The 24,076-nt window shown below is 64.9% G+C and carries 18 protein-coding genes and 3 pseudogenes; 10 read left to right on the top strand and 11 right to left on the bottom strand.

From position 1 onward, the window contains the following. Nucleotides 1-19: 19 nt before the first annotated feature. From hflX to ACSKB8_RS32020, 4 genes and pseudogenes are all read right to left on the bottom strand, one after another. Nucleotides 20-1,420, bottom strand: coding sequence for a GTPase HflX (hflX, locus tag ACSKB8_RS32005; protein ID WP_370987341.1), 1,401 nt, complete (start codon nucleotides 1,418-1,420; stop codon nucleotides 20-22). Between the two features lie 11 nt (nucleotides 1,421-1,431). Beyond that, on the bottom strand, nucleotides 1,432-1,680 hold the full coding sequence (gene hfq / locus ACSKB8_RS32010) for an RNA chaperone Hfq (protein ID WP_007591126.1): 249 nt from the start codon (nucleotides 1,678-1,680) through the stop codon (nucleotides 1,432-1,434). A 310-nt stretch (nucleotides 1,681-1,990) separates the two neighbouring features. Then, on the bottom strand, nucleotides 1,991-3,361 hold the full coding sequence (gene ntrX, locus ACSKB8_RS32015) for a nitrogen assimilation response regulator NtrX (RefSeq protein WP_438108406.1): 1,371 nt from the start codon (nucleotides 3,359-3,361) through the stop codon (nucleotides 1,991-1,993). 17 nt (nucleotides 3,362-3,378) lie between these two features. Further along, nucleotides 3,379-5,797, bottom strand: a pseudogene (locus ACSKB8_RS32020) (ATP-binding protein). Nucleotides 5,798-5,970: 173 nt separating this feature from the next. Between ACSKB8_RS32020 and ACSKB8_RS32025 the strand changes: the two are divergent. Further along, nucleotides 5,971-6,117, top strand: a complete 147-nt coding sequence (locus ACSKB8_RS32025; protein WP_438108408.1) for a hypothetical protein — start codon at nucleotides 5,971-5,973, stop codon at nucleotides 6,115-6,117. 168 nt (nucleotides 6,118-6,285) lie between these two features. On the opposite strand, the gene ntrC is transcribed toward ACSKB8_RS32025, so the two are convergent. From ntrC to dusB, 3 genes and pseudogenes are all read right to left on the bottom strand, one after another. Then, nucleotides 6,286-7,728 carry a nitrogen regulation protein NR(I) gene (gene ntrC / locus ACSKB8_RS32030; RefSeq protein WP_091895433.1) on the bottom strand — a complete coding sequence of 481 codons (1,443 nt, stop codon included), beginning with the start codon at nucleotides 7,726-7,728 and terminating at the stop codon, nucleotides 6,286-6,288. Nucleotides 7,729-7,737: 9 nt separating this feature from the next. After that, a pseudogene (locus ACSKB8_RS32035) lies at nucleotides 7,738-8,906 on the bottom strand (two-component system sensor histidine kinase NtrB). Beyond that, the gene (gene dusB, locus ACSKB8_RS32040) at nucleotides 8,903-9,904 is read right to left on the bottom strand and encodes a tRNA dihydrouridine synthase DusB (protein ID WP_438110774.1); all 1,002 of its coding nucleotides are present in this window, start codon (nucleotides 9,902-9,904) and stop codon (nucleotides 8,903-8,905) included. The pseudogene ACSKB8_RS32035 and the gene dusB overlap by 4 nt, the downstream one beginning before the upstream one ends. 282 nt (nucleotides 9,905-10,186) lie before the next feature. Between dusB and ACSKB8_RS32045 the strand changes: the two genes are divergently transcribed. Together ACSKB8_RS32045 and ACSKB8_RS32050 are read left to right on the top strand one after the other, a co-directional pair. After that, a complete protein-coding gene (locus tag ACSKB8_RS32045; RefSeq protein WP_438108410.1) occupies nucleotides 10,187-11,368 on the top strand; it encodes a bifunctional 2-C-methyl-D-erythritol 4-phosphate cytidylyltransferase/2-C-methyl-D-erythritol 2,4-cyclodiphosphate synthase in 1,182 nt (393 codons plus the stop codon). A gap of 4 nt (nucleotides 11,369-11,372) precedes the next feature. Beyond that, nucleotides 11,373-11,981 (top strand): CinA family protein, encoded by a 609-nt coding sequence (locus ACSKB8_RS32050; protein WP_128933917.1) that lies wholly within the window; start codon nucleotides 11,373-11,375, stop codon nucleotides 11,979-11,981. Nucleotides 11,982-11,989: 8 nt separating this feature from the next. Here ACSKB8_RS32050 and ACSKB8_RS32055 read toward each other — a convergent pair whose 3' ends face one another. Next, complete coding sequence (locus ACSKB8_RS32055) at nucleotides 11,990-12,766, bottom strand: mechanosensitive ion channel family protein (RefSeq protein ID WP_438108412.1); 777 nt, start codon at nucleotides 12,764-12,766, stop codon at nucleotides 11,990-11,992. Nucleotides 12,767-13,736: 970 nt separating this feature from the next. Between ACSKB8_RS32055 and ACSKB8_RS32060 the strand changes: the two genes are divergently transcribed. The 6 genes and pseudogenes from ACSKB8_RS32060 (at nucleotide 13,737) to ACSKB8_RS32085 (ending at nucleotide 18,840) form a co-directional block, all read left to right on the top strand. Continuing rightward, entirely contained in the window at nucleotides 13,737-14,417 is a 681-nt protein-coding gene (locus ACSKB8_RS32060) for a c-type cytochrome (protein ID WP_438108413.1), read from the top strand. An 11-nt stretch (nucleotides 14,418-14,428) separates the two neighbouring features. Further along, a pseudogene (locus tag ACSKB8_RS32065) lies at nucleotides 14,429-15,672 on the top strand (cytochrome c). 7 nt (nucleotides 15,673-15,679) lie between these two features. Further along, nucleotides 15,680-15,856: a hypothetical protein gene (locus tag ACSKB8_RS32070; RefSeq protein WP_027542758.1), complete on the top strand. Its 177-nt coding sequence runs from the start codon at nucleotides 15,680-15,682 to the stop codon at nucleotides 15,854-15,856. After that, entirely contained in the window at nucleotides 15,853-16,416 is a 564-nt protein-coding gene (locus ACSKB8_RS32075; RefSeq protein WP_438108414.1) for a cytochrome C oxidase subunit II, read from the top strand. The genes ACSKB8_RS32070 and ACSKB8_RS32075 overlap by 4 nt, the downstream gene beginning before the upstream one ends. Then, nucleotides 16,403-18,025, top strand: coding sequence for a b(o/a)3-type cytochrome-c oxidase subunit 1 (locus ACSKB8_RS32080; protein ID WP_438108416.1), 1,623 nt, complete (start codon nucleotides 16,403-16,405; stop codon nucleotides 18,023-18,025). The genes ACSKB8_RS32075 and ACSKB8_RS32080 overlap by 14 nt, the downstream gene beginning before the upstream one ends. Continuing rightward, the gene (locus ACSKB8_RS32085) at nucleotides 18,025-18,840 is read left to right on the top strand and encodes a c-type cytochrome (RefSeq protein ID WP_438108418.1); all 816 of its coding nucleotides are present in this window, start codon (nucleotides 18,025-18,027) and stop codon (nucleotides 18,838-18,840) included. Before ACSKB8_RS32080 ends, ACSKB8_RS32085 begins: the two co-directional genes overlap by 1 nt. Nucleotides 18,841-19,010: 170 nt before the next feature. Here ACSKB8_RS32085 and ACSKB8_RS32090 read toward each other — a convergent pair whose 3' ends face one another. Beyond that, nucleotides 19,011-19,481, bottom strand: coding sequence for a type II toxin-antitoxin system RatA family toxin (locus tag ACSKB8_RS32090; RefSeq protein ID WP_128941665.1), 471 nt, complete (start codon nucleotides 19,479-19,481; stop codon nucleotides 19,011-19,013). Nucleotides 19,482-19,487: 6 nt separating this feature from the next. Then, the gene (gene lipA, locus ACSKB8_RS32095) at nucleotides 19,488-20,444 is read right to left on the bottom strand and encodes a lipoyl synthase (protein ID WP_438108420.1); all 957 of its coding nucleotides are present in this window, start codon (nucleotides 20,442-20,444) and stop codon (nucleotides 19,488-19,490) included. Nucleotides 20,445-20,574: 130 nt separating this feature from the next. On the opposite strand from lipA, the gene ACSKB8_RS32100 reads away from it, so the two are divergent. Beyond that, entirely contained in the window at nucleotides 20,575-21,177 is a 603-nt protein-coding gene (locus ACSKB8_RS32100) for a DNA-3-methyladenine glycosylase (protein WP_128933922.1), read from the top strand. Nucleotides 21,178-21,179: 2 nt separating this feature from the next. Here the strand turns inward: ACSKB8_RS32100 and ACSKB8_RS32105 are convergent, their stop codons facing one another. After that, nucleotides 21,180-24,056: a valine--tRNA ligase gene (locus ACSKB8_RS32105; RefSeq protein ID WP_438108421.1), complete on the bottom strand. Its 2,877-nt coding sequence runs from the start codon at nucleotides 24,054-24,056 to the stop codon at nucleotides 21,180-21,182. Nucleotides 24,057-24,076 lie beyond the last annotated feature (20 nt).

Consider the following 24,076-nt stretch of genomic DNA (forward strand, 5'->3'; position numbering starts at 1 on the left):
TTCGCCAGGACGACGGCTGCTATGTGGCGGACAGATGCGGCACCGCGTCGAACCGCGACACCACGATATCCCGCTTGGTCTCGTCGACCCGCACGGTCATGTCGAAGCGGCCGTCGTGCAGCTCCTTGGCCAGCACCTCTGCATTCCGGTGCAGCCAGCTGATGCCGGCGCCGTCGGCAGCGTCGATGGAGAGATCGAGCGTGGTGCGTTTTGCTGCGAGCCGCTGCTCGATCGCGGCGAGCAGCGCGTCGACCCCCTCGCCTGACACGGCTGAAACCAGCATCGCCGGATGATCTTCCGGCCGGCGCGCGGCGATGTTCAAAAGCTCTTCGCGCTGCTCGGCGTCGTAACGGTCGATCTTGTTCCAGACCTCAATGATGCGGCCGGGGTCGTCGGGGTTGATGCCGAGCTGGCGCAGCACCGCGTCGACGTCGCTCTGCTGCGCTTCGGCATCGTCATGCGAGATGTCGCGGACGTGCAGGATGACGTCCGCCTCCAGCACTTCCTCCAGCGTGGCGCGGAAGGCTGCGACGAGCTGTGTCGGCAGATTGGAGATGAATCCGACCGTGTCGGACAGCATCGCCTTGCCGCCATGCGGCAGGTTGAGCGCGCGCAAGGTCGGATCGAGCGTCGCGAACAACATGTCGGCGGCCTGCACGTCGGCGCGGGTCAGGCGGTTGAACAGCGTCGACTTGCCGGCATTGGTGTAGCCGACCAGCGCGACGACGCGATACGGCACGCGCTGGCGGCCGGCGCGATGCAATCGTCGCGTCGCCTGCACCTTCTTCAGCTCACCCTCGAGCTTGGAGATGCGCTCCTGGATCAGGCGGCGGTCGGCTTCGATCTGCGTCTCGCCGGGACCGCCCATGAATCCGAAACCGCCGCGCTGGCGCTCCAGATGGGTCCATGAGCGCACCAGGCGCGAGCGCTGGTAATTGAGATGGGCGAGCTCGACCTGAAGCGAGCCTTCCCTGGTCTTGGCGCGGCGGCCGAAGATTTCCAGAATGAGCCCGGTGCGGTCGAGCACCTTGGCGTGCAACTGCTTCTCGAGATTGCGCTGCTGGATCGGCGCCAGCGCGCAATCCATCACCACCAGCTCGACGTCGAGGCTCTTGGCCAGCGCGGCGATCTCCTCGACCTTGCCCTTGCCGATGTAAGTGGCAGGGCGGATCTGGCTGACCGGCGCGATGATGGCATCGGCAATGACGAGATCGATCGCGCGCGCGAGGCCCACGGCTTCATCGAGCCGGGCCTCGGCGTCGCGCTGGACTTGGTTGGACAAGGCATGGCCTTCCGATTGCGCGTCGGCACTGCCCGCACGCACTCGCAAGTAGGGGCCGATGACCAGCACCCGCCCCGTCTGCTTAGCCCCTGCCGACCGCGGACGGTCGGCGTCCCCGTCAAAATTCCGGGGTTCCAATCAGAGCACTCTCAAGCCGGCTGATCCTCGCCGCCTTCGAACAACTGGATCGGAGCGCCCGGCATGATGGTCGAGATCGCATGCTTGTAGACGAGCTGCGAATGACCGTCGCGCCGAAGCAGCAGACAGAAATTGTCGAACCAGGTCACGATGCCCTGGAGCTTCACTCCGTTGACCAGAAAGATCGTTAGTGGCGTCTTGGTTTTGCGAACGTGATTAAGGAAGGTGTCCTGTAGGTTTTGTGCGCGGTCTGCCGCCATTTTTTTTCTCGCTTTGAGTTTCTTTTTATTGCGCCGGTTGCGCCCCTGTTTTGGTTGATGCGGGGCCTTTCCCGGTTGCCGTCCCTCATGAGATCCCCCTCGGAAGGAACAGCTGTGCGATTAGAGGACAGGTGGAGTTATTAGGCAAGCCGCTTCACGCGCCAGCCCTCGCCGTCTTGCCCCGAAAAACTACGGAAATCGATGATTTTCCTCGCTTATCCCTGATGTCTCACCGCAACGTCGCGGCGCGACATCTTGTTTTGACGCGTTTTCTTTACGCGAACCGGTACCCACTTCGCTCGAAAACGCTTTAGCCGACACCGAGCGCCTTCAGCTTCCGATGCAGCGCCGAACGTTCCATGCCAACAAACTCGGCCGTGCGAGAAATATTTCCTGAGAAACGGCTGATCTGTGCAATCAAATAGTCGCGCTCGAATACTTCGCGCGCTTCGCGCAGCGGCAGGCCCATGATGTGCTCGCCATTGTTGCTGGTCGGCATCGCCGGCACCATGGAGCCGACGTCCTGCGGCAACATGTCGGCCGTGATGATGACCTCGGGCCCGCCCGCAGCCAGAATCATGAGTCTCTCAACGTTGTTGCGGAGCTGGCGCACATTGCCCGGCCAGACGTGCGATTGCAGCACCGCCATCGCATCCTGCCCGATCTGCCGCTTCGGCAGGCCGCTGCCGGCCGAGATCTGCTCCATGAAGTAGTCGATCAATTCCGGAATGTCCTCGCGCCGCTCCGACAGCGCGGGCACGCGGATCGGCACCACCGAGAGCCGATGATAGAGGTCCTCACGGAAATGGCCGGCCGCGATCTCCTCTTCGAGATTGCGCGCGGTGGAGGAGATGATGCGGACGTCGACCTGCACCTTGGCGGTGCCGCCGACGCGCTGGAACGATTGCTCGACCAGCACGCGCAGAATCTTGTTCTGGGTCTCGCGCGGCATGTCCGCGATCTCGTCGATGAACAGCGTGCCGCCATGGGCTTCCTCGAGCGCACCGGGCTTGCGCGGCTGTTCGCCGTTGGACTGCTCGACGCCGAACAGCTCATGCTCCATCCGCTCGGGCGTGATGGCGGCTGCGTTGATGACGACGAAGGGTCCGTCGGCGCGGCCCGAGGCCGTGTGCAGCGTGCGCGCCGTCAGCTCCTTGCCGGCGCCGGCGGGGCCGACGATCAGGATGCGGCTGTTGGCCTTGGCCGCGCGCTCGATGGTCTGGCGCAGCTGGTTCATGCTCGGCGAGCGGCCGACGAGCTGGCTGGCGCTCGGCGCGAGCTGCTTCAGCTCCTTGACCTCGCGCTTGAGCCGCGAGTTCTCCAGCGCTCGGGTCGCGACCAGGATCAGGCGGTTGGCCTTGAACGGCTTCTCGATGAAGTCGTAGGCGCCGCGCTTGATCGCGGCGACCGCGGTCTCGATGTTGCCGTGGCCGGAGATCATCACGACCGGCAGGTCGGCGTTGTCCTTCTTGACCTGCTCCAGGAGCTGCAAGCCGTCGAGCTTGGAGCCCTGGAGCCAGATGTCGAGGAACACCAGATGCGGCCTGCGATTGGCGATCTCGGCCAGGGCCGTATCGCTGTCGCGTGCCGTCCTTGTGACGAACCCCTCGTCTTCGAGAATGCCCGCAACGAGATCCCGAATATCGGCCTCGTCATCGACAATCAGAATTTCACTAGCCATGGGTCGCGCCTGCCTTGTCAGCTACCTGTTGAGGCTTCGATTTTCGTTGAATCATTGGTCTTTTCAGTCGGCTCTTTGGTTTCGGCGGCCGGCTCTTTTGTTTCCGAGTCCGGCCTGGATTCCTTGACGGAATCCGCAACCGTTTCCTTGTTGTCCGGCTTGGTTGCTTCCGGGGGCGCCGGCTCGGCTCCCTCGGACTTCGCGGGTTGCCCGGAGATCGCAAAGCGCATCCGCATCCAGGCGCCGCGCTGGCCTTCGCGGAAGTCGGAGGCGTCCTTCAGCTCGATGCGTCCGCCATGGTCTTCCAGCACGCGGCCGACGATCGCCAGCCCCAAGCCGGTGCCCTTGGCGCGCGTCGTGACGTAGGGCTCGAGCAGCCGCGAGCGCGCGACCTTGGGCAGGCCGATGCCGTTGTCGACCACGTCGATCAGCACGTCCTCACCTTCGCGCGATACCACGACGTCGATGCGGCCTTTTCCGTTTTCCTGGCTGAGCTCCTCCGGCGGGACCTGCTCGATCGCCTCGGTGGCGTTCTTGACGATGTTGGTGACGGCCTGGGAGATCAGTCGCCGGTCGAACTGGGCGCGCAGCGGATCCTCTTTGAACTCGGCCTCGATGTCGATCTCGGGATGGGCGACTTTCATCAGGAACACCGCCTGCCGCACGGTGTCGGCGACGTCCTCGCCCTCCATCACCGGTTTCGGCATCCGCGCGAAACGGGAGAACTCATCGACCATGCGCCTGATGTCGTCGACCTGGCGCACGATGGTGTCGGTGCATTGGTCGAAGATCTGCTTGTCCTTGTCCTCGGTGATGGTCTTGCCGAACTTGCGGCGGATGCGCTCGGCCGAGAGCTGGATCGGCGTCAGCGGATTCTTCGATCTCGTGGGCGATGCGGCGCGCCACGTCGCCCCAGGCCGAGGTGCGCTGCGCCGACACCAGTTCGGTGATGTCGTCGAGCGTGATGATGTAGCTGTCGCGCGGTTGGCTGGTCTTCTCGGCGCTGACGCGGACCGAGAGATTGCGCTCGGTGCCGTCGCGGGTGATCGTGATCTGGCCCTGCACCAGGCGCTGGGTCCCTTCCCGCGCCGCCTTCATCATCTCGTCGAGCTCAGGCAGCACGTCGGAAAGCGGGTGGCCGAGCGTCTCCGCTTCGGAGTGCCCGATCAGCTTCTCGGCGGAGCGGTTGAGGATGCCGACGCTGCCGGACGCGTCGACGCCGATGATGCCGGCGCTCGCCGACGACAGCACGGCCTCGATGAAGCGGCGGCGGCTGTCGATGAGGTCGCTGGCGTTGACGAGCTCGTCGCGCTGGCTGCGCAATTCCTGCGTCATCTTGTTGAAGGTCTCACCAAGCTGGGCAAGGTCGCCTTCCGACTGGTGCACGGCCACCTGAACATGGAGGTCGCCGGTCGAGACCGTGTGGGCCGCATTCATCAGCCGCCGGATCGGCGAGACCAGCGAGTTGGCGAAGTTGAGGCCAATCAGCACCGAAGCCATCAGGATGGTCAGTGCGATCACCGCGAACATCAGCGCAAAGGCGACCTGGATGCCGAGCCGGCGCGACTCGATCTGGGCGTATTCGGCGACGCTGACCTCGGTCTGCTTGAGCTGGTCGACGACGTTCGGATCGAGTGGCCGGGCGACGTAGAGGAAGGTGTCGTTGAAGGCACGCAGGCGGATCACCGCGGCAACGAAGCTCGCATCCGGTAGCACCGCGATTTCGGGTTCGTTCTCGTTGACGTTGCTGAGGAAGTCCGGCGCGGGCGGCGAATAGGCCAGCCGCATGCCGGTGTCGGCGGATTCCAGGATGTTGGTGTTCTTGTCGATGATCATCGCGCCCGGCAGATTGCGGGAGCCGGCGCTGGCGGTCAGCATCTCCCGGAACGAGCGGCGGTCCTGGTCGTAGAGCGGCCGGGCGTGCGCGATGTCGTTGGCCATGCCGAGAATGTCGCCGCGGATCAGCTGCGCATGGTCCTGCATGTAGGCCCGCGCGATCGTCAGCGAATTCTGGATCACCTCCTTGGTCGGGCCCGAGAACAGCCGGTCGAGGCCGCGCTCGATGGTGACGTTGGCGACGACGGCGACCAGCACCGCCGGCAGCACCGCCACGATCGAGAACAGGCTGACGATCTGGACATGGAGGCGCGCGGCCGCTCTGCCCCGCCGCCGGGCCAGGATCAGCTGCCAGAGTTCCCGGATGATGATCCCGACCAGGAGCAGGATCGTCGCGGCATTGATCAGATAGAACGAGCGGACCACCTCCGGCGTCGGCTCGATCTTGGTGAGGCCGGTCAGAACCAGGAACGTGAGGAAGGCAGACAGCAGCGCCAGGGCCACGGCAAAGGGTGCCAGCCAGCGCCGCAGCGACCAGCGCTTGGGCTCTTCGGCTGGGGCCGTGTCAAAGGATGCGGCCGAGGTATCTGCGCTGATCATTCCGGCAATGGGTGCTGAAAACGGGTCCGCGGGCGCGCGGATACTGATGTATTCGTACCACATTGTTGCCAAATTGCGACAATTCCGCGGCGTCTCGGCCGCGACCGCCGCGCCCATCCACAAGACATGGCGGGTGGACGGGAACGGATTCCCGCCATCCCGGCTTGACGGGGATGGATAGATTTTTTCTCGCGACGATGGTCTCGGCCGTTCTTCTGCTGATCGTGGCCGCCGACCTCCTGGTCAACGGCCTGGGCCTCCAGCCGCCGCCGGTCAATGTCGCCAGCGTGACGCCGGCATCCGGCCGGCTTGTCAGATAGATGTGATGCCGCGCGTTGCCGCCGAATGACCAATTTGAAAGTGCGAGCGGAACATTTCGGTCCGATCCGGACTTCTGCCCACCGCGTCAGCCGCAACGGCCAACGCGATCCGGACAGGCTCAGCTCCGCCTTGGGTGGGGGAGCTGAGCCACCGTCCGTTCTGAAAGCCTAGCCCCCGCTCCGATACACCTGGATATCCAGGTCCCGGATCTTCTTGCGCAGCGTGTTGCGGTTGAGGCCGAGCAGGTCCGCGGCGCGGATCTGGTTGCCGCGGGTGGCTGCGAGTGCAGCCGTGAGCAGCGGCACCTCGATCTCCTTGAGGATGCGGTGATACAGGCCCGGCGGCGGCATGCCGTTCGGGAAGCCCTGGAAGTGCGAGGACAGATAAGCCTCCACCGCGCCGCCGAGATTGTCGACGCCCTGCTGGACCGCGGCGCCCGGACTGACCGAGGGCGGCGCGAGCTCGCCGTCGATGACCGAGGACGTGATCACGTCCTGCGGATAGAGCGCGGCGAGGCGCCGGGCGAGATTTTCGAGCTCGCGCACGTTGCCGGGCCAGCGGTGTTGCTTCATCCGTTCCAGCGCCAGCGCGTCCAGCTTCTTCGGCGGCAAGCCATCTTTCTCGGCCAGCGTGAAGAAGTGCCGCACCAGATCAGGCAGGTCCTCGATGCGCTCGCGCAGCGGCGGCAGCCGCAGCGGCACGACGTTGAGGCGGAAGAACAGGTCTTCGCGGAACAGGCCCTGCTGGATCAGGACGCGCAGATCCTTGTTGGAGGCCGCGACGATGCGCACGTCGGTCTTGATCGGGGTGCGGCCGCCGACGGTGGTGTATTCGCCCTGCTGCAGCACGCGTAAGAGACGGGTCTGCGCCTCCATCGGCATGTCGCCGATCTCGTCGAGGAACAGCGTACCGCCCTCGGCCTGCTCGAACCGGCCGGAGGCGCGGGTGTTGGCGCCGGTGAAGGCGCCGCGCTCATGGCCGAACAGCTCGGATTCGATGAGGTCGCGCGGGATCGCGGCCATGTTGACGGCGACGAACGGGCCGTTGCGGCGCTTGCCGTAATCGTGCAGCGCGCGCGCCACCAGCTCCTTGCCGGTGCCGGATTCGCCCGTGATCATCACGGTGAGGTCGGTCTGCATCAGACGCGCCAGCACGCGATAGATTTCCTGCATCGCCGGCGAGCGGCCGACTAGCGGGATCGCCTCCATCTCGGCGTCCTCGTCCGGCGTCGAGACCCGCTCCTTCGGCTCGGCGAGTGCGCGGCCGACGATGGCGATCAGCTCTTTCAGGTCGAAGGGCTTTGGCAGATATTCATAGGCGCCGCGCTCGGAGGCACGGATTGCCGTCATGAACGTGTTCTGCGCGCTCATGACGATGACGGGCAGATTCGGCCGCATCTTCTTGATCCGCGGCAGCAGGTCGAAAGCGTTCTCGTCGGGCATCACCACGTCGGTGATGACGAGATCGCCCTCCCCCTGGCTGACCCAACGCCACAGCGTTGCGGCATTGCCGGTCAGCCGCACTTCGTAGCCGGCGCGGGACAGTGCCTGATTGAGAACGGTGCGGATGGCGGTATCGTCATCAGCTACGAGAATGCTACCTGCGGGCATCGCTAATCCTCATTTTGCCCCCTGTGATGCAGGCGACGGCTTCCCGGCAGAGTCGGCGCGACTGCTTTGATCGGCATGTTTCACCGATGTGGAATACATCGGCATCAGCACGCGGAAGGTGGTCTTGCGCGGCTGAATTCGCATTCGATGATGCCCCCGTGATCGCCGACGATCTTTGCGACCAGCGCGAGGCCCAGACCCGAGCCGGTCTGCTTGGTGGTCACGAAGGGATCGAACAGGTTGGGCAGAAGGTCATCCGGCACGCCTGGTCCGTTGTCTCTGACGCAGAATTCAAGCGGCAGGGATACCCGGGATTTTTGACCGGGGACTGACAGGCGCACGCCGGGGCGGAACGCGGTGGTGAGCTGGATCTCGGCGTCGGGCACGTCGATCAGGGCTTCGGCGGCGTTCTTCACGAGATTGAGGAACACCTGGATCAGCTGGTCCTGGTTCGCCAGCACCGGCGGCAACGAGGGATCGTAATCCTCGATGAAGCGGATGTTGCGGGCAAAGCCGGACTGCGCCAGCCGCTTCACGTGATCGAGCACCGAGTGGATGTTGACCGGGCCGCGCACCACGGGGCGCTCGTCGCCGAACACCTCCATGCGGTCGACCAGCGTCACGATGCGGTCGGCCTCGTCGCAGATCAGGCGCGTCAGCATGCGGTCCTCGGAGGAAGCCTGCTGCTCGAGAAGCTGCGCCGCGCCACGAATGCCGGACAGCGGGTTCTTGATCTCGTGCGCCAGCATCGCGGCCAGCGCGATCACCGACCGCGCGGCGCTGCGATGGGTGAGCTGGCGATCCATCTTGTCGGCGATGGTGCGCTCCTGGAGCATCACCACGATGTGGCCCGGCCGCTCAGTGAGCGGGGCGACATGCAGATCGACCTGGCGGTCGCCGCCCATGCGCGGCGTGCCGAGATCGACCTTGTATTCGTTGACCGGCGAGTTCGACAAGCGCACCTGGTCGATCAGTGCCAGCAAAGGGCTGCCAAACGGCACCAGTTCCTTCAGCGACTGCCGCTTCAGGAACTGCGTCGAGATTTCGAAGAAGGCTTCGGTCGCGATGTTGGCGGCGACGATCTTGCCGTCCGGCCCGATCATCAGCACGGGATTGGGAAGCGCATCCAGGATCGCGTCGCTGTCGGACGGCCGGCGCTGTTCGGCGGCTGAGTTCATGCAGCAGCGCTCCATGCGAAGTCGTCGAAGGCGTCTCGCAGCGATCGGTGGACCAGGCGCGGATCCTCGGAGGTGAGGATCTTCTGACGCCACCCCTTCAGCTTCTCGACTGAAGCGCCGCTCGCATCTGCCGCGATATCGAGCGCCCAGGCGAGATGCTTGCGCGCGTGCCTGAGGCCAATGCGCAAGCCGTACAGCGCGCAGACACCCTCATAGAGCGTGCGGACATAATGCAGCTGCGTCTCGAGCGCCGGCGTTGCTTCCTCTGCCCCGCCCCTCAGGCGGCGGCCGATCTGGCCGGGCAGCCAGGGCTGGCCCTGCGCGCCGCGGCCGATCATCACGGCATCGGCGCCGGAGGCGTCCAGTGCCGCGAGCGCCTTGTCATACGTGGTGATGTCGCCATTGACGACGAGCGGAATGGAGATGGCCTTGCGCACGGTGCGGATCGCATCCCAATCGGCCTCGCCCTTGTAGAACTGGCAGCGGGTGCGGCCATGCACGGTGACGAGCTTGACGCCTGATGCTTCCGCGCGCCGCGCCAGTTCCGGCGCGTTGTGGCTGCGGTCGTCCCAGCCGAGCCGCATCTTCAGCGTCACCGGCACCTTCACCGCCGCAATCGTCGCATCGATCAGGCTGACGGCGTGATTGAGGTCGCGCATCAGGGCCGAGCCGGACTGGCCGCCGGTGACGTGGCGGGCCGGGCAGCCCATGTTGATGTCGATGATGTCGGCGCCTTCGGCTTCGGCGATCCGGGCCCCTTCGGCCATCCAATGCGCCTCGCAGCCAGCGAGCTGGACCACGTGTGGGCCGATTCCCGTGGCTTCGCAGCGCAACCGCGACATCCGGTGGCCGTTGGCGAGCTCATCGCTGGCGGTCATTTCCGACACGACGAGACCTGCCCCCAGCTCGGCGGCCAGCCGCCGAACGGGCGAGTCAGTCACCCCCGACATCGGCGCCAGGAAGACCGGGGTGGCGACATCAATATCGCCTATTTTCAACGGCTTAGAGCCGGATACTGCCGAGCCGGTCACGGGGGTCTCGTTGACTGGACAGGGCCTCATCGCGCCTGCCATGATCTATCTTGCGCACAATTCTTGTGCAGTCAAGCGTCATGCCTACAGTTTAGACAGTTCTGCAGATCTTTCAAGTGCAGTGCAGCAAAATGCTGTTTCCCACAAAGCGGGGAAACCCCCTTTTTTTGCGGGCCTGCCGTGCTAGAGGCATGCCGTCAAATCACCCCACTCCCCGACTCTTCATCACCAACTGAGTATTTGAGTCCTATGGCGAAATCACAACGCACTGCGGTCGTCCTCGTCGCAGCCGGTCGGGGCTTGCGCGCCGGCGCCGGCGGGCCGAAGCAATATCGCGAGATCGGCGGTGTGCCCGTGATCTATCGCGCCATGGAAGCCTTCAGCCGTCACCCGGAGGTGTCTGCGGTGCAACCGGTGGTGAATCCCGACGACAGCGCTATGTTCACGGCCGCGGTCGCAGGGCTGAAGCACGAGCCGCCGACCAATGGCGGCGCCACCCGTCAGGCCTCGGTCCTCGCAGGTCTAGAAGCGCTCGCAAAGCACAAGCCCGATATCGTCCTGATCCACGATGCCGCCCGCCCCTTCGTCTCGGCAGGCGTGATCTCCCGTGCGATCGAGGCGGCGAGCCGCACTGGCGCTGCGATCCCGGTCGTCCCCGTCACCGACACCATCAAGCTCACCGGCGAGAGCGGTCATATCGAGGACACGCCGGACCGCGCGCGTCTGCGAATCGCGCAGACGCCGCAATCCTTTCGTTTCGACGTCATCCTCGAGGCGCATCGTCGCGCGGCGAAGGACGGACGCTCGGATTTCACCGACGATGCCGCCATTGCCGAATGGGCAGGATTGACGGTTGCAACCTTTGAAGGCGATGTTGCCAATATGAAGCTCACCACTCCCGAGGATTTCGTGCGCGAGGAAGCACGCCTGGCCGCCCAGCTCGGCGACATCAGGACCGGCACGGGCTATGACGTGCACGCCTTCGGCGAAGGCGACCACGTCATGATCTGCGGCGTTCGCGTGCCTCACACCAAGGGCTTCCTCGCCCATTCCGATGGCGATGTCGGCCTGCATGCGCTGGTCGACGCCATCCTCGGCGCGCTCGCCGACGGCGATATCGGCTCGCACTTTCCGCCGAGCGATGCGAAGTGGAAGGGCGCTTCCTCCGACCAGTTCCTGAAATATGCCATCGAGCGCGTCACGGCGCGCGGCGGCCGCGTCGCCAATCTCGAGGTGACGCTGATTTGCGAGCGGCCGAAGATCGGCCCGTTGCGCGACACCATGCGCGCCCGCATCGCCGAGATCTCCGGCGTCGACATTTCGCGCGTCGCGGTGAAGGCGACCACCAGCGAGCGGCTCGGTTTCACCGGCCGTGAGGAAGGCATCGCGGCCACCGCGAGCGCCACCATTCGTCTTCCCTGGAGCGTGTAAGATCATGGGCGGCAGCGACGCACGCGCCCTCTCCCGCTCGCTGCTCGATCTGTGCCGGATGCGCAAGCTGACGATCGCGACGGCCGAGTCCTGCACCGGCGGCCTCGTTGCCGGCGCGCTGACCGATATCCCCGGCTCCTCTGATGTCATCGACCGCGGCTTCGTCACCTATTCCAACGACGCCAAGCGCGCAATGCTCGGGGTCGAGGCGAGCACGCTCACTAATTTCGGCGCGGTCAGCAAGGAGACCGCAACCGCGATGGCTATCGGCGCCCTCGAGCGCGCCGATGTCGATCTCGCGGTCGCCATCACCGGCATTGCCGGCCCCGGCGGCGCCACGCCGGGCAAGCCGGTCGGCCTCGTGCACTTCGCGGCGGCCGCGCGCGACGGTCGCATCATTCATCGCGAGCACCGCTTCGGCGCGATCGGCCGCAGTGCCGTGCGTGCCCGCTCCGTGGTCGAGGCACTGCGCATGTTGATGGACCTCGCCCGCGGCCCACAAGCCCAGGCCAAGCCGCGTCCCGCAGCCGCAAGCCGCCTTCGTCCCCGCGTCACCCGCTCGCCGCGCCGGCATGCGGTGAAGCGCAGGCCGCCGCGCTCGCCGCGGGGCTAAAGGCGCTCTCACGCCGCCGCCAGCAGCGCACTCGCATGATCGAGCACCCGCTGCTTGACGGCATCGGCATCGGACGGCTTCACTTTCGCACTCACCGTCAATTCCACGACGGGCGCTGCGGGGTCGGCAGTAATCACCTTTGATACATTGACCGAAGGCGCGGTCCTGTCGTCGATGCGGGGATCGTCGCGCAGCTCCTTCAGGATCTGGTCGGCCAACGCATTGGCCGCCCCTGCCCTGACCGGAAACGCCACCTTGATCTCGCCCGTACCGGGATAGGCGCTGTGGTTGATGATGGCCGCGCCCCACACCTGCCCGTTCGGCAAGAGGATCTGCGTGTTGTCGGGCGCGACCAGCTCGGTCATGAACAGCGACAACGACTTCACCTTCCCCGCCTTGCCGGCGACCTCGACGTCATCGCCGATATGGAAGGGACGGAACAGCAGCAGCATGACGCCGGCGGCGAGATTGGAAAGCGTGCCTTGAAGCGCAAGGCCGATGGCGAGTGAAGTCGCGCCCAGCACGGCAACGAGGCTCGCGGTCTGGATGCCGAAGAGCTGAAGCACTGCGATGCCGACCACCGCGAGCACGGCATAGCGAGCCACGCTGGCAACGAACAAGGTCACCAGCGGATCGACGCGGTGCGTGACGCTCAATACGCGCGTGACGAAACGCTGCAGTGCGCCGGACAGATACCAGCCGAGCGCGAGCAGAAGCATCGCGTAAATCGCGTTCAAGCCGTACAGGACGAGCGATGCTTTCAGCGTGTCAACATTGATGGTCATGGCGGCTCCAACCCGAACAATCCGTTGAGAACCCGCGACGGCGCGAAATGATCCCGGCGGATTTCGGGGGAACACGGTCGTGTAGCCCGGATGGAGCGAAGCGCAATCCGGGGCCGCTGTGTCGGTCGGTGCGAATCCCGGATTACGCTTCCGCTCCATCCGGGCTACAAGCCTTGGTGTTGCCCGTCGTGCAAAACACCCCACGGCTCGGTCAATCGGCTCACGCCAAAATATTCGCCTTTACAGAATTTCTGATTTGTCGCATTCTCCCGCCACCTCATCCCAGTCAAAGGGGCGTATCGCGATCGTCACGAAACGCGGGATGGGCCGTGGTGGACGCTGGCAGCACCGGCGCGATGAGGCAATCGCAGGGCGGGAGACCGTGAGCGAGGCCTTCGCGCAGACGACAGGTGCGACCAGCGTACGGCAAAACCGTGTCGTCCTGACGCCCGGGGCCTGTGCGTCAAGTCTTGCGGTGATGCGTTTCGTCCGACCGGGCGCGCGCATCAGCCATCCGCAAGGCGACGGGGGCAATAGTGCATCGCTCCCCGGGGAGAGCTCGGCATAAGCCGTCAAACCACTGCGCAGGGAAGGCCGGGTTGTTTCCGGCTCCACCTGTATGCCGCTGTGCAGCTTCTTGTAAGCACACGCTCTCGCACAGTGGACCGCGGGTGCCCAGTCGGCACCCGGTCTTCCCTGCGCCCTCTGACATCGGAGGGCGAGACGACGAAGCAAGACTCGGGCAGGAACTGTCGCGAGAGCGCCGTGGTATGTTTAGTTTTCAAAAAGCACGCAAGTTTTGTCGAATTCGATCGGGATCGCTCATGCAGAGACCGCGACCAAACGTCATCACGCGTGACCGATCTTGCGCGGGACCATATTGGCGCAATAATGCTCCCCTACTTTGTGATCCGGAATCAACCGGTCCTGTTTTTGGAGGGTGACGAGAGTGTTCGCTCGCACCACTGCTATGGCCATTGCCACCTTGGCCGCCATTGACGGTGCGGCCGCACAAACGGCCAATCAACCGCCCGACACGATGGCGGCGCGGGTCGAAGCGTGCACGCCCTGTCACGGCAACAAGGGCGAAGGCACCAGCGACGTCTATTTCCCGCGTCTTGCCGGCAAGCCGGCCGGCTATCTCTATAACCAGCTGCTCGCCTTCCGTAACGGCCGGCGCAAATACCCGCCGATGAACTATCTGCTGGAATTTCTGCCCGATCCTTATCTGCAGGCGATGGCGGAGTATTTTGCCAGCGAGCATCCGCCGTTGCCGCCGCCCGCACCGAGCGAGGTCAGCAAAGAAGTGCTGACGCACGGCGAACTGCTGGCCACCAGCGGCGATGCAGGTCGCAACATTCCGGCCTGCGTGAGCTGCCATGGTCCGGGGCTCACGGGAATGCAGCCCGGCATCCCCGGCCTGCTTGGCCTGCGCGCCAACTACATCAGCGCTCAGCTCGGCGCCTGGCGCTACGGCACCCGCACGGCGAAGTCGCCCGACTGCATGCAGCTCGTCGCCGGCCATCTGACCGAGGCCGACGTCACTGCCGTTGCCGCCTGGCTTGCCACGCGGGCGGCACCGGCGGATCCGGCCCCCGTGCCGAAAGGCACCTACGCGCTGCCGTTCGGCTGCGGCAGCCAGCCCAACTGACGAGGCGGATGATGGGCTCCAAATTGTCGATTGTGCTCCTTGCTTTCGCCGCGCTGACCACGGCCGCGCAGGCGCAAGACAAGGACAAGACCGGCGACATCATCGCACGCGGCGAATATCTCGCCCGCGCCGGCGACTGCACCGCCTGCCATACCGCGCCGGAGGGCCGCCTGTTCGCCGGCGGCCGGGCCATGCCGACCCCGTTCGGCACGCTCTACACCTCCAACATCACGCCGGATTCCGATACGGGCATTGGCAAGTGGAGCGCGGACGATTTCTACAAGACCATGCACAGCGGCCGCTTTCCGGATGGCGGGCTGATCTATCCGGCGATGCCGTTCGCGTCCTACACCAAGGTCACGCGCGCCGACAGCGATGCGATCTTCGCGTACTTGCGCTCGATCGCGCCGGTGAACCAGAAGAACAAGCCGCACGAGCTGCGCTTTCCTTACGACAACCGTCAGCTCATCCTCGGCTGGCGCACGCTGTTCTTCAGCGAGGGCGAGTTCAAGCCGGATCCGAAAAAATCGGCGGAATGGAATCGCGGCGCCTATCTGGTCGAGGGCCTCGGCCATTGCGGCATGTGCCATTCGCCGATCAACGTGCTCGGCGGCACCTCGCGATCGGATGCCTTCAAGGGCGGCCTGATCCCGATGCAGAACTGGTACGCGCCCTCGCTGACGTCGAACCGCGAAGCCGGGCTCGGCGACTGGAGCATCAAGGACATCACCGACCTGCTCCAGACCGGCGTCTCCATGCGCGGCGTCGTCTACGGCCCGATGGCCGAGGTCGTGCACAACAGCCTGCAGATCTCAGCGACGAGGACACCAAGGCGATGGCGGTGTACCTCAAGGGCATCGCAGAGCCCTCGCCTGCCCCGCCGCCAAGCTCGGCGCTGCCGACCACCGAGAGCAGCCTGCTGATCAGCCTCGGCAAGACCGTCTACGACAAGAGTTGCGCGAGCTGTCATGGCATGCAGGGCGAAGGCAAGCCGCCGCACTGGCCGCCGCTCGCCAATAACCAGTCGATCGAGATGCAATCGGCGGTCAATCCGATCCGCATGGTGCTCAATGGCGGCTATCCGCCGGGCACCAAAGGCAATCCGATGCCCTACGGCATGCCGCCCTTCGCAGGCCTCCTCTCCGACAACGAGGTCGCCGCCGTCGTCTCCTACATCCGTACCGCCTGGGGCAATCGCGGCACGCCGGTCTCGGCGCGCGAGGCCAACGAGCTGCGCTCCGCACCCCTGAACTGAGGCCGCCATGATCAATTCCGATCCGCCGACCAGCCCAGCCGCCGCCGATCAGGCCGTCGAGGAGGTCGTTGCGCAAGGGCCGTCCGGGGCGATCGTGCTCGCTGGCATCGCGACAGCCTGCGTGGTCGCGATGTGGCTTGCCTTCTACCTGTTCGTGTTCCTGCCGCGCGGATCACTGCAATGAGCGCGGAGGAAGCCCATTCAAGCGCCGAGGTCGCGGCTCGCGTCGAGCGGCGGTGGGCCACCGTTGCCGTGATCATCATCGTGGCCATGGCCCTGCTGGCGGCCTTCGCCGGCATCCATCGTGCGACCATGCCGCAGCCGCGCGTCGAGATCACCGATCCGTCGCGGCTGCATTTGTCGGGCGAGTTCGTCGAAAGCAATCTCGGCAGCGTGCTGGAGGCCAATGGCAATGTGACCGTGCGCGCGATCGGCCAGCAATATTCCTTCACGCCCGCCTGCATCGTGGTGCCGGCCGACACGCCGATCACGCTGCGTGCCACCAGTGCCGACGTCGTCCACGGCATCCTGATCCAGGGCACCAACGTCAACACCATGCTGGTGCCCGGCTACATTTCCGAGCAGTTCATGCGCTTCACGAAGACCGGCGACTATCCGATGCCCTGCCAGGAGTTTTGCAGCTTCGGCCACGAGGGCATGTGGGGCAAGGTCAAGGTGATCGACAAGACCGAATTCGCCGATCGTGCGAAGGGCGGCGGGAGGCTGAGCTGTGTTGGTCAATAGGAAGCTCATCCTCGCCCATTTCTGGCTGGCCTTCGCAGTGTTCGGCATAGCCCTCACGCTCGGCGCCTGGCAGATGTTCATCCGCAGCCCGATCGGCACCTGGCTGTCCAATCCCGAGCTCGATCACCGCTCGCTGACCGCGCACGGCACGGTGATGGGCTACGTCTTCCCGACCCTGGTCGCGATGGCGTTCGGCTATGCGATCAGCGAGTCCGCGCTGGAGCAGCGCCTGGTCGGCCTGCGCTGGGCCTGGGCCGGATTCTGGCTGATCGTCGCCGGCAGCATCATGGCGGTGATACCGGTCGCGCTAGGACGCGCCTCGGTGCTCTACACCTTCTATCCGCCGCTGATCGGCAACCTCTTCTACTATCTCGGCGTCGTGCTGGTCGTGGTCGGCTCATGGATCTGGGTCGCGCTGATGTCGATCAATCTGCGCGTCTGGCGAAAGGCCCATCCCGGCGCGCCGGTGCCGCTCGCCATGTTCGCCAATGTCGCAGGCTCCTACTTGTGGGCCTGGACCGCTGTCGGCGCCGCGCTCGAGCTGCTGCTCCAGATCATTCCCGTCGCGGCGGGACTGAAGGCCACGATCGACGCGGGGCTTGCCCGCGTGTTCTTCTCCTGGACGCTGCACGCCATCGTCTATTTCTGGCTGATGCCGACCTACATCGCGTATTACACCATCGTACCGCGCGCGATCGGCGGCCGCGTCTATTCCGACACCATGGCGCGGATCTCCTTCATCCTGTTCCTCGTGGTCGCGATGCCGATCGGCATGCACCACACCTTTGCCGATCCGCAGGTCGGTGCCGGCTTCAAGTTCATCCATTCGGCGTTCACCGCGATGGTGGCACTGCCGACGCTGCTGACCGTGTTCACGATCTGCGCGTCGGTCGAGATCGCCGCACGCCTGCGCGGCGGGCGCGGCATGTTCGGCTGGATCAGGGCTCTGCCCTGGGACAATCCGATGATGCTGGCGCTTGCCTTCTCCTTCGTGATGCTTGGCTTCGGCGGCGCCGGCGGGCTCATCAACATGAGCTATCAGCTCGATACGTCCATCCACAACACGCAGTGGATCACCGGCCATTTCCACCTGATCTTCGGCGGCGCCATCGTGATCATGTATTTTGCGATCGCCTGTGATCTGTGGCCGCATCTGACCGGCCGTGAGCTGACCGATCTCCGCCTGATCCGCACCCAGCTCTGGCTGTGGTTCATCGGCATGATCGTCACCACCTTCCCCTGGCACTGGGTCGGCATCCTGGGCATGCCGCGCCGTATGGCCTATTTCGACTTCGTCGATCCCGCGATCGCGCCGCAGGCGCTTTCGGTCACGTTCTCGGTGATCGGCGGATTCATCCTGCTGGCCTCGGGAATCATGTTCATCGTCATCCTGGCGCGCGGCATGCGTACGCCTCAGGCCGACGCCGGTCCCTACCGGTTTGCGCTGGCCGTGCACCAGCCGGCGACCGTGCCGGTCGCACTCAACACCTATGCACTATGGGTGGCGCTGATGATCGGCCTCACTCTCACCAATTATGGCTATCCAATCCTGACGCTGGCACTGACCGAGGGCACATCGGTGCCGGCCGTCTATGTGGGAGCGCAGTGATGAGCACGCGCGACCTCTTCACCTTCCGTAACAGGCATTTCACGCTTGGAGTCGGCATCACCGCCGCGATCCTGGTCGTGACGGCGCTTGCCGGCTTCATCGTGCTGCCCTTCGCGCAGCCCTGGGTTCAGTTCGCCAATGTCTGGGATGCCATCTGCAGCGCCGCCGGCGTGCCGCAGCGCGCGCTGAGCGTGACGGCGCCCGAGCTCAGCAAGCGCCTGTCGGAGGTCGTGCTGACCTCGTCCACGCTGTCACGCTCGAGCCAGGAAGCGATCGGCCGCGGTGCGACGCTGGCGCAGCGCTGCGCCATCTGCCACGGCCCAACCGGCATCAGCCGCGCGGACTCGCCCAACCTCGCCGGCCAGTATGCGGCCGTGATCTACAAGGAGCTGCACGATTTCCGCTCCGGCGCACGCAGCAATGCCGTGATGTCGCCGTTTGCCGTCAACCTGACCGACCAGGAGATCGCCGATCTCTCGATCTACTACGCTTACCTGCCGCGGCTGCCGGCCTACCACCCGACGCCACAGCTTCCAAAACCCAACATCGTCATCTACGGCGCGCCGATGCGCGGCATCGCGCCCTGCGGCTCCTGCCATGGCAGCCTCGACAACAAGACCGGCAGCCCTTGGCTTGAAGGCCAGTCGGAGGCCTATATGAAGGCGCAGCTCCAGGCCTTCGCCTCCGGCGAACGGCGCAACGACATCAGCCAGCAGATGCGCAACATCGCGCGCGCAATGACGCCGCAGGAGATCGAGCAGGCCGCGGCGTACTACGCCTCGCAGCCGCCGGATGTGGTGAAGGCGGTGGATTGAGGGTTTGGCACGTCTGCCTCTCCACTGTCATTGCGAGCGGAGCGAAGCAATCCAGAATCTTCCGCGGAGGGATTCCTGGATTGCTTCGTCGCATCAGCGCAAAATTGCTACGCAATTTTGTCGCGAGCTCCTCGCAATGACGGCGGAGAGAGCGGTGCCCGCCGGGAAGACTAGGACGATGCCAGCTTCGGCCGGCCGTAGATCGCGTCGGCCCGCTTTTCGAACGCAGTGGAGAAGCGCGCGAATGCTGCGTCAAACATCGAGCCCATCAGCATCGCCAGCATGCGGCTCTTGAATTCGTAGGCGAGGAAGAACCCGACGTCGCAGACGCGCTCGCCTTTGGGCTCGAACGTCCAACGGTTTTCGAGATTGCTGAACGGACCTTGCAGATATTCGACGAGAATCTTCAAATTGGCGCGGTCGAGCGTCACCCGGCTGGTGAAGGATTCCTTGACCAGCTTGAACGACACCGTCATGTCCGCGACCAGCACCTCGGTGCCGTCAGGCTTCGCCATGCGCTGACGCACCTTCAGCGCGCTGCACAGCGGCACGAATTCCGGGTAGCGCTCGACGTCGGCGACCAGATGAAACATCTCGGATGCGCTGTGATTGACACGGTGCTTGCTCGAAAATTTGGGCATAGCGGTTCAGCGAGCGTTAGCTGCCCGCGCGGCCTTCAGTCTCGCAAAATCCTCGCCGGCGTGATGCGACGAGCGGGTCAGCGGGCTCGCCGATACCATCAGAAAGCCCTTGGTATAGGCGACCTTCTCGTAGGAGGCGAACTCGTCGGGCGGCACGAAGCGTATCACGGCGTGATGCTTGCGGGTGGGTTGGAGATACTGGCCGATGGTGAGGAAATCGACCTCGGCCGAGCGCAGATCGTCCATCACCTGGAGCACCTCGTGGCGCTCCTCGCCGAGACCGACCATGATGCCGGACTTGGTGAAGATGGTGGGATCGAGCTCCCTGACCCGCTGCAGCAGCCGGATCGAGTGGAAATAGCGCGCGCCGGGCCGGACCGTGAGATAGCGCGACGGCACGGTCTCGAGATTGTGGTTGAACACGTCCGGCTTCGCCGCGACGACGACCTCGAGTGCCCCCTCCTTGCGCAGGAAGTCGGGTGTCAGGATCTCGATCGTGGTCGAAGGACACGCGGCCCGGATCGCACGGATGGTCTGGGCAAAATGCTCGGCGCCGCCGTCGGCGAGGTCATCGCGGTCGACCGAAGTAATGACGACGTGTGCCAGCCCCAGCTTGGCGGTTGCTTCCGCGACGTGCTGCGGCTCGGACGCATCGAGCGCGTTGGGCAGGCCGGTCTTGACGTTGCAGAAGGCGCAGGCACGGGTGCAGGTGTCACCCATGATCATGAAGGTCGCGTGCTTCTTGTCCCAGCACTCGCCGATGTTCGGGCAGCCCGCCTCCTCGCACACCGTGTGCAGGCCGTTGGCCCGTACGATGTTGCGGGTGTCGGCATAGCCGCGGGTATTGGGCGCGCGCACGCGGATCCAGTCCGGCTTCGGCGGCGAAGCGGAATCGGGCCGGTTCACCTTTTCGGGGTGGCGCGGGCGCAGCGGGTTCGAGATGGTATCGACAATAACGACCATGGGGTGTCCGGTCTGTTCTGGTCCTACCTAGTCGGTCTGGCCAAGCATCGCAACCCGGCTCGCCCCGCCTCAGAGAACATGGCAGATATGGGCAATATCCTGCTCTGTTCTCAGGCGATTCTCACCTCGAATGGCTCCAAGATCGAATGCCTTTCCATTGCGGCTTGGCAAGCCGCTGAAGCGGACCTTTTTCGGCCGCAGCGTCCACGAGGTCGCGCCCGACCTGATCGGTGCCACCATGCTGGTCGACGGCGTCGGCGGGATCATCGTCGAGGTCGAGGCCTATCATCATACCGACCCGGCCGCGCATTCCTATCGCGGGCCGACGCAGCGGAACCAGGTGATGTTCGGTCCGCCCGGCTATGCCTATGTCTACCGTTCCTACGGCATCCACTGGTGCGTGAACTTCGTCTGCGAGGAGGAAGGCTCGGCCAGCGCCGTGCTGATCCGCGCGCTGGAGCCGACCCATGGCTTGGCTGCGATGCGGCGCCGCCGCCATCTTCAGGACATGCACGCGCTGTGCTCGGGCCCGGGCAAACTGACCGAGGCGCTCGGCATCACCATCGCGCACAACGCCGTGCCCCTCGACCGGCCACCGATCGCACTGCATGCGCGGACGGAGGATGTCGAGGTCGCTGCCGGCATCCGGATCGGTATCACCAAGGCGGTGGAGCTGCCCTGGCGCTACGGCATCAAGGGCTCGAAGTTTCTGAGCAAGCCATTTCCGAAATAGGGCTACGATGCCTGCTTCAGCCGCTCCAGCGCCTCGAGCAGCTTGGCCTTGCGCGCCAGTGCCGCCTCGCGCTTTTCGCGCTCCTCCTCGACGACCTCCTCGGCCGCGTTGGCGACGAACTTCTCGTTCGCCAGCTTGGACTCGGCGCGCTTGATGTCGGCGTCGGCCTTGCCGATCTCCTTGTCGAGGCGCGTGCGCTCGGCGGCGACGTCGATCACACCCTTCAGCGGCAACGCAGCCACCTCGCCGCGCACCAGCAGTTGAACCGCACCGTCAGGTGCGCGGTCGGCGAAGGAGATATCCGACAGCCGCGCCATGCGCTTGATGACATCAGTCCAGCGCGGCGCGCGCTCCCTGGTCTCGGCGGATGCGCCCGCAAGCACCAGCGCCGTCAACGTTGCCGGCGGGATGTTCATCTCGGCGCGGACCGAGCGGATTTGCGTGACGAGGTCGATCACCCAGCCGATCTCGGCCTCGGCCGCGGGATCGGTGAAGTCGGCATGGTCGAACATGGGCAGCACCCAAGCCGGCGAGACGAGCGGATCGGTCGGCCCTGCCGTCGCCGCAAGCATCGCAAGCTGCTCCGGCGTCGGCTGCGCCGGCTTCAGTGGCCACGGCGCCAATGCGAGCAATCCGTCGCGCTTCGCCGTCACCTCCCACAGCTCTTCGGTGATGAAGGGCATGAAGGGGTGCAGCAGCTTGAGGATCTCGTCGCGCGCCCAGGCGACCATGGCGCGGGTCTCGTCCTTGGCGGGACTGTCCGGACCGAGCAGCACGGGCTTTGCGAGCTCGACATACCAGTCGCAATAGACGTTCCAGACGAAGCGGTAGATGCTGCCTGCGGCGTCATTGAAGCGATAGGCTTCGATCGCCTCGGTCACCTCGCGCGTGGTGTGCGCGCTCTCATGCGCGATCCAGCGGTTCAGTGTCTCCTTCGCCTTCGCCGGTTCGAAACCGTCGGGCACGGCGCAATGGTTCATCTCCGCGAAGCGACAGGCGTTCCAGAGCTTTGTCGCGAAATTGCGGTAGCCCTCGACGCGGCTGGTGGCGAGCTTGATGTCGCGCCCCTGCGCCGCCATCGCGGCCAGCGTGAAGCGCAGCGCGTCGGCACCGTATTCGTCGATCAGATTCAGGGGATCGATGACGTTGCCCTTCGACTTCGACATCTTGGCGCCCTTCTCGTCGCGGACGAGGGCGTGGATGTAGATGGTCGAGAACGGCACCTCCTTCATGAAGTGAAGGCCCATCATCATCATGCGAGCGACCCAGAAGAAGATGATGTCGAAGCCGGTCACCAGCGCATTGGTCGGATAGTAACGCTGCACCTCGGGCGCATCTTCGGGCCAGCCGAGCGTCGAGAACGGCCACAGCGCCGAAGAGAACCAGGTGTCGAGCACGTCCTCGTCGCGGGTGATGAAGCCTTCGCGCTTGTTGCGGTCGAGCGCCATCTCGCGCCCCTGCTCCGGCGTGATGACTTCCTGCTCGACGTAATAGCCGAGCGCGTGGCTGATCGCCTCCTCCTCGGACTCGGCGACGAACACCTTACCATCCGGACCGTACCAGGCCGGGATCTGGTGGCCCCACCAGAGCTGACGCGAGATGCACCAGGGCTGGATGTTCTCCATCCACTCGAAATAGGTCTTTTCCCAATTTTTCGGCACGAAGGACGTTTCGCCCGACCGCACCGCCGCGATCGCCGGCTTGGCCATCGTCTTGGCGTCGACGTACCACTGGTCCGTCAGATACGGCTCGATCACGCTGTTCGAGCGATCGCCATGCGGGACCATGTGGGTGTGCGGCTCGATCCGCTCGACGAAGCCGAACGATTCAAGCCGCTCGACGATACGCTTGCGCGCGACGAAGCGATCGACCTTGTGGAACTCCTCGGCGAACTGCGAGGCGCCTTCGGGCAGGTCGCGCAGATAGTCCTCGTTGTTGAGGAGATCGAGACAACCTTCCCTGTCGAGAACGCTGATCCTGCGCAGGCCGTGGCGATTGCCGACCTCGAAATCGTTGAAGTCGTGCGCCGGCGTCACCTTCACCGCGCCCGAGCCCTTGTCCGGATCGGAATACTCGTCGGCGACGATCTGGATCTTGCGGCCGACCAGCGGCAGGATGACATTTTTGCCGATCAGATTCTGATAGCGCTCGTCATCGGGATGCACGGCAACGCCGGTATCGCCGAGCATGGTCTCGGGGCGCGTGGTGGCGACGACGATGAAGCTCGAGGGATCCTCGGGGCTGAAAATCTTGCCCTCGATCGGGTAGCGCAGATACCAGAGGCTGCCCTTGACCTCGGTCTGCTGCACTTCGAGATCGGAGATCGCGGTCAGCAGCTTGGTGTCCCAGTTCACCAGCCGCTTGTCCTTGTAGATCAGCCCGTCGCGGTGCAGCTCGACGAACACCTTGACGACGGCCTTCGACAAGCCCTCGTCCATGGTGAAGCGCTCACGCGACCAGTCGCAGGAGGCGCCGAGGCGCTTGAGCTGGTTGATGATGGTGTCGCCGCTCTCGGCCTTCCACTGCCAAACCCGCTCCAGAAATTTCTCGCGGCCCATCTCGCGGCGGCTGGGCTGCTGGCGCTCCATCAGCTGGCGCTCGACCACCATCTGCGTCGCGATGCCGGCGTGGTCGGTGCCGGGCTGCCACAGCACGTCGCGGCCGCGCATGCGCTCGAAACGGCACAGGATGTCCTGAAGCGTATTGTTGAGGGCGTGGCCCATGTGCAGCGAGCCCGTCACGTTCGGCGGCGGGATCACGATGGTAAACGGCACCGCGTCGCGGCGGTCAGGGCGGCCGGCCTTGAAGGCGAGGCTGTCCTCCCACACCACGGACATGCGGGTTTCGATATCGGCGGGCTGGTAATTTTTCTCGATCATGGGGCTGCTAGAAAGCCGCG

The organism is Bradyrhizobium sp. BR 1432 (assembly GCF_051547705.1).
Taxonomy (GTDB): Bacteria; Pseudomonadota; Alphaproteobacteria; order Rhizobiales; family Xanthobacteraceae; genus Bradyrhizobium; species Bradyrhizobium zhanjiangense.

Excerpts from the sequence above, each read along its gene's own strand:
- hfq (WP_007591126.1), bottom strand. The coding sequence starts at position 1,680 with ATGGCGGCAGACCGCGCACAAAACCTACAGGACACCTTCCTTAATCAC.
- ntrX (WP_438108406.1), bottom strand. The coding sequence starts at position 3,361 with ATGGCTAGTGAAATTCTGATTGTCGATGACGAGGCCGATATTCGGGAT.
- ACSKB8_RS32025 (WP_438108408.1), top strand. The coding sequence starts at position 5,971 with ATGGATAGATTTTTTCTCGCGACGATGGTCTCGGCCGTTCTTCTGCTG.
- ntrC (WP_091895433.1), bottom strand. The coding sequence starts at position 7,728 with ATGCCCGCAGGTAGCATTCTCGTAGCTGATGACGATACCGCCATCCGC.
- ACSKB8_RS32045 (WP_438108410.1), top strand. The coding sequence starts at position 10,187 with ATGGCGAAATCACAACGCACTGCGGTCGTCCTCGTCGCAGCCGGTCGG.
- ACSKB8_RS32050 (WP_128933917.1), top strand. The coding sequence starts at position 11,373 with ATGGGCGGCAGCGACGCACGCGCCCTCTCCCGCTCGCTGCTCGATCTG.
- ACSKB8_RS32055 (WP_438108412.1), bottom strand. The coding sequence starts at position 12,766 with ATGACCATCAATGTTGACACGCTGAAAGCATCGCTCGTCCTGTACGGC.
- ACSKB8_RS32060 (WP_438108413.1), top strand. The coding sequence starts at position 13,737 with ATGGCCATTGCCACCTTGGCCGCCATTGACGGTGCGGCCGCACAAACG.
- ACSKB8_RS32070 (WP_027542758.1), top strand. The coding sequence starts at position 15,680 with ATGATCAATTCCGATCCGCCGACCAGCCCAGCCGCCGCCGATCAGGCC.
- ACSKB8_RS32075 (WP_438108414.1), top strand. The coding sequence starts at position 15,853 with ATGAGCGCGGAGGAAGCCCATTCAAGCGCCGAGGTCGCGGCTCGCGTC.
- ACSKB8_RS32085 (WP_438108418.1), top strand. The coding sequence starts at position 18,025 with ATGAGCACGCGCGACCTCTTCACCTTCCGTAACAGGCATTTCACGCTT.
- ACSKB8_RS32090 (WP_128941665.1), bottom strand. The coding sequence starts at position 19,481 with ATGCCCAAATTTTCGAGCAAGCACCGTGTCAATCACAGCGCATCCGAG.
- lipA (WP_438108420.1), bottom strand. The coding sequence starts at position 20,444 with ATGGTCGTTATTGTCGATACCATCTCGAACCCGCTGCGCCCGCGCCAC.
- ACSKB8_RS32100 (WP_128933922.1), top strand. The coding sequence starts at position 20,575 with ATGGCTCCAAGATCGAATGCCTTTCCATTGCGGCTTGGCAAGCCGCTG.
- ACSKB8_RS32105 (WP_438108421.1), bottom strand. The coding sequence starts at position 24,056 with ATGATCGAGAAAAATTACCAGCCCGCCGATATCGAAACCCGCATGTCC.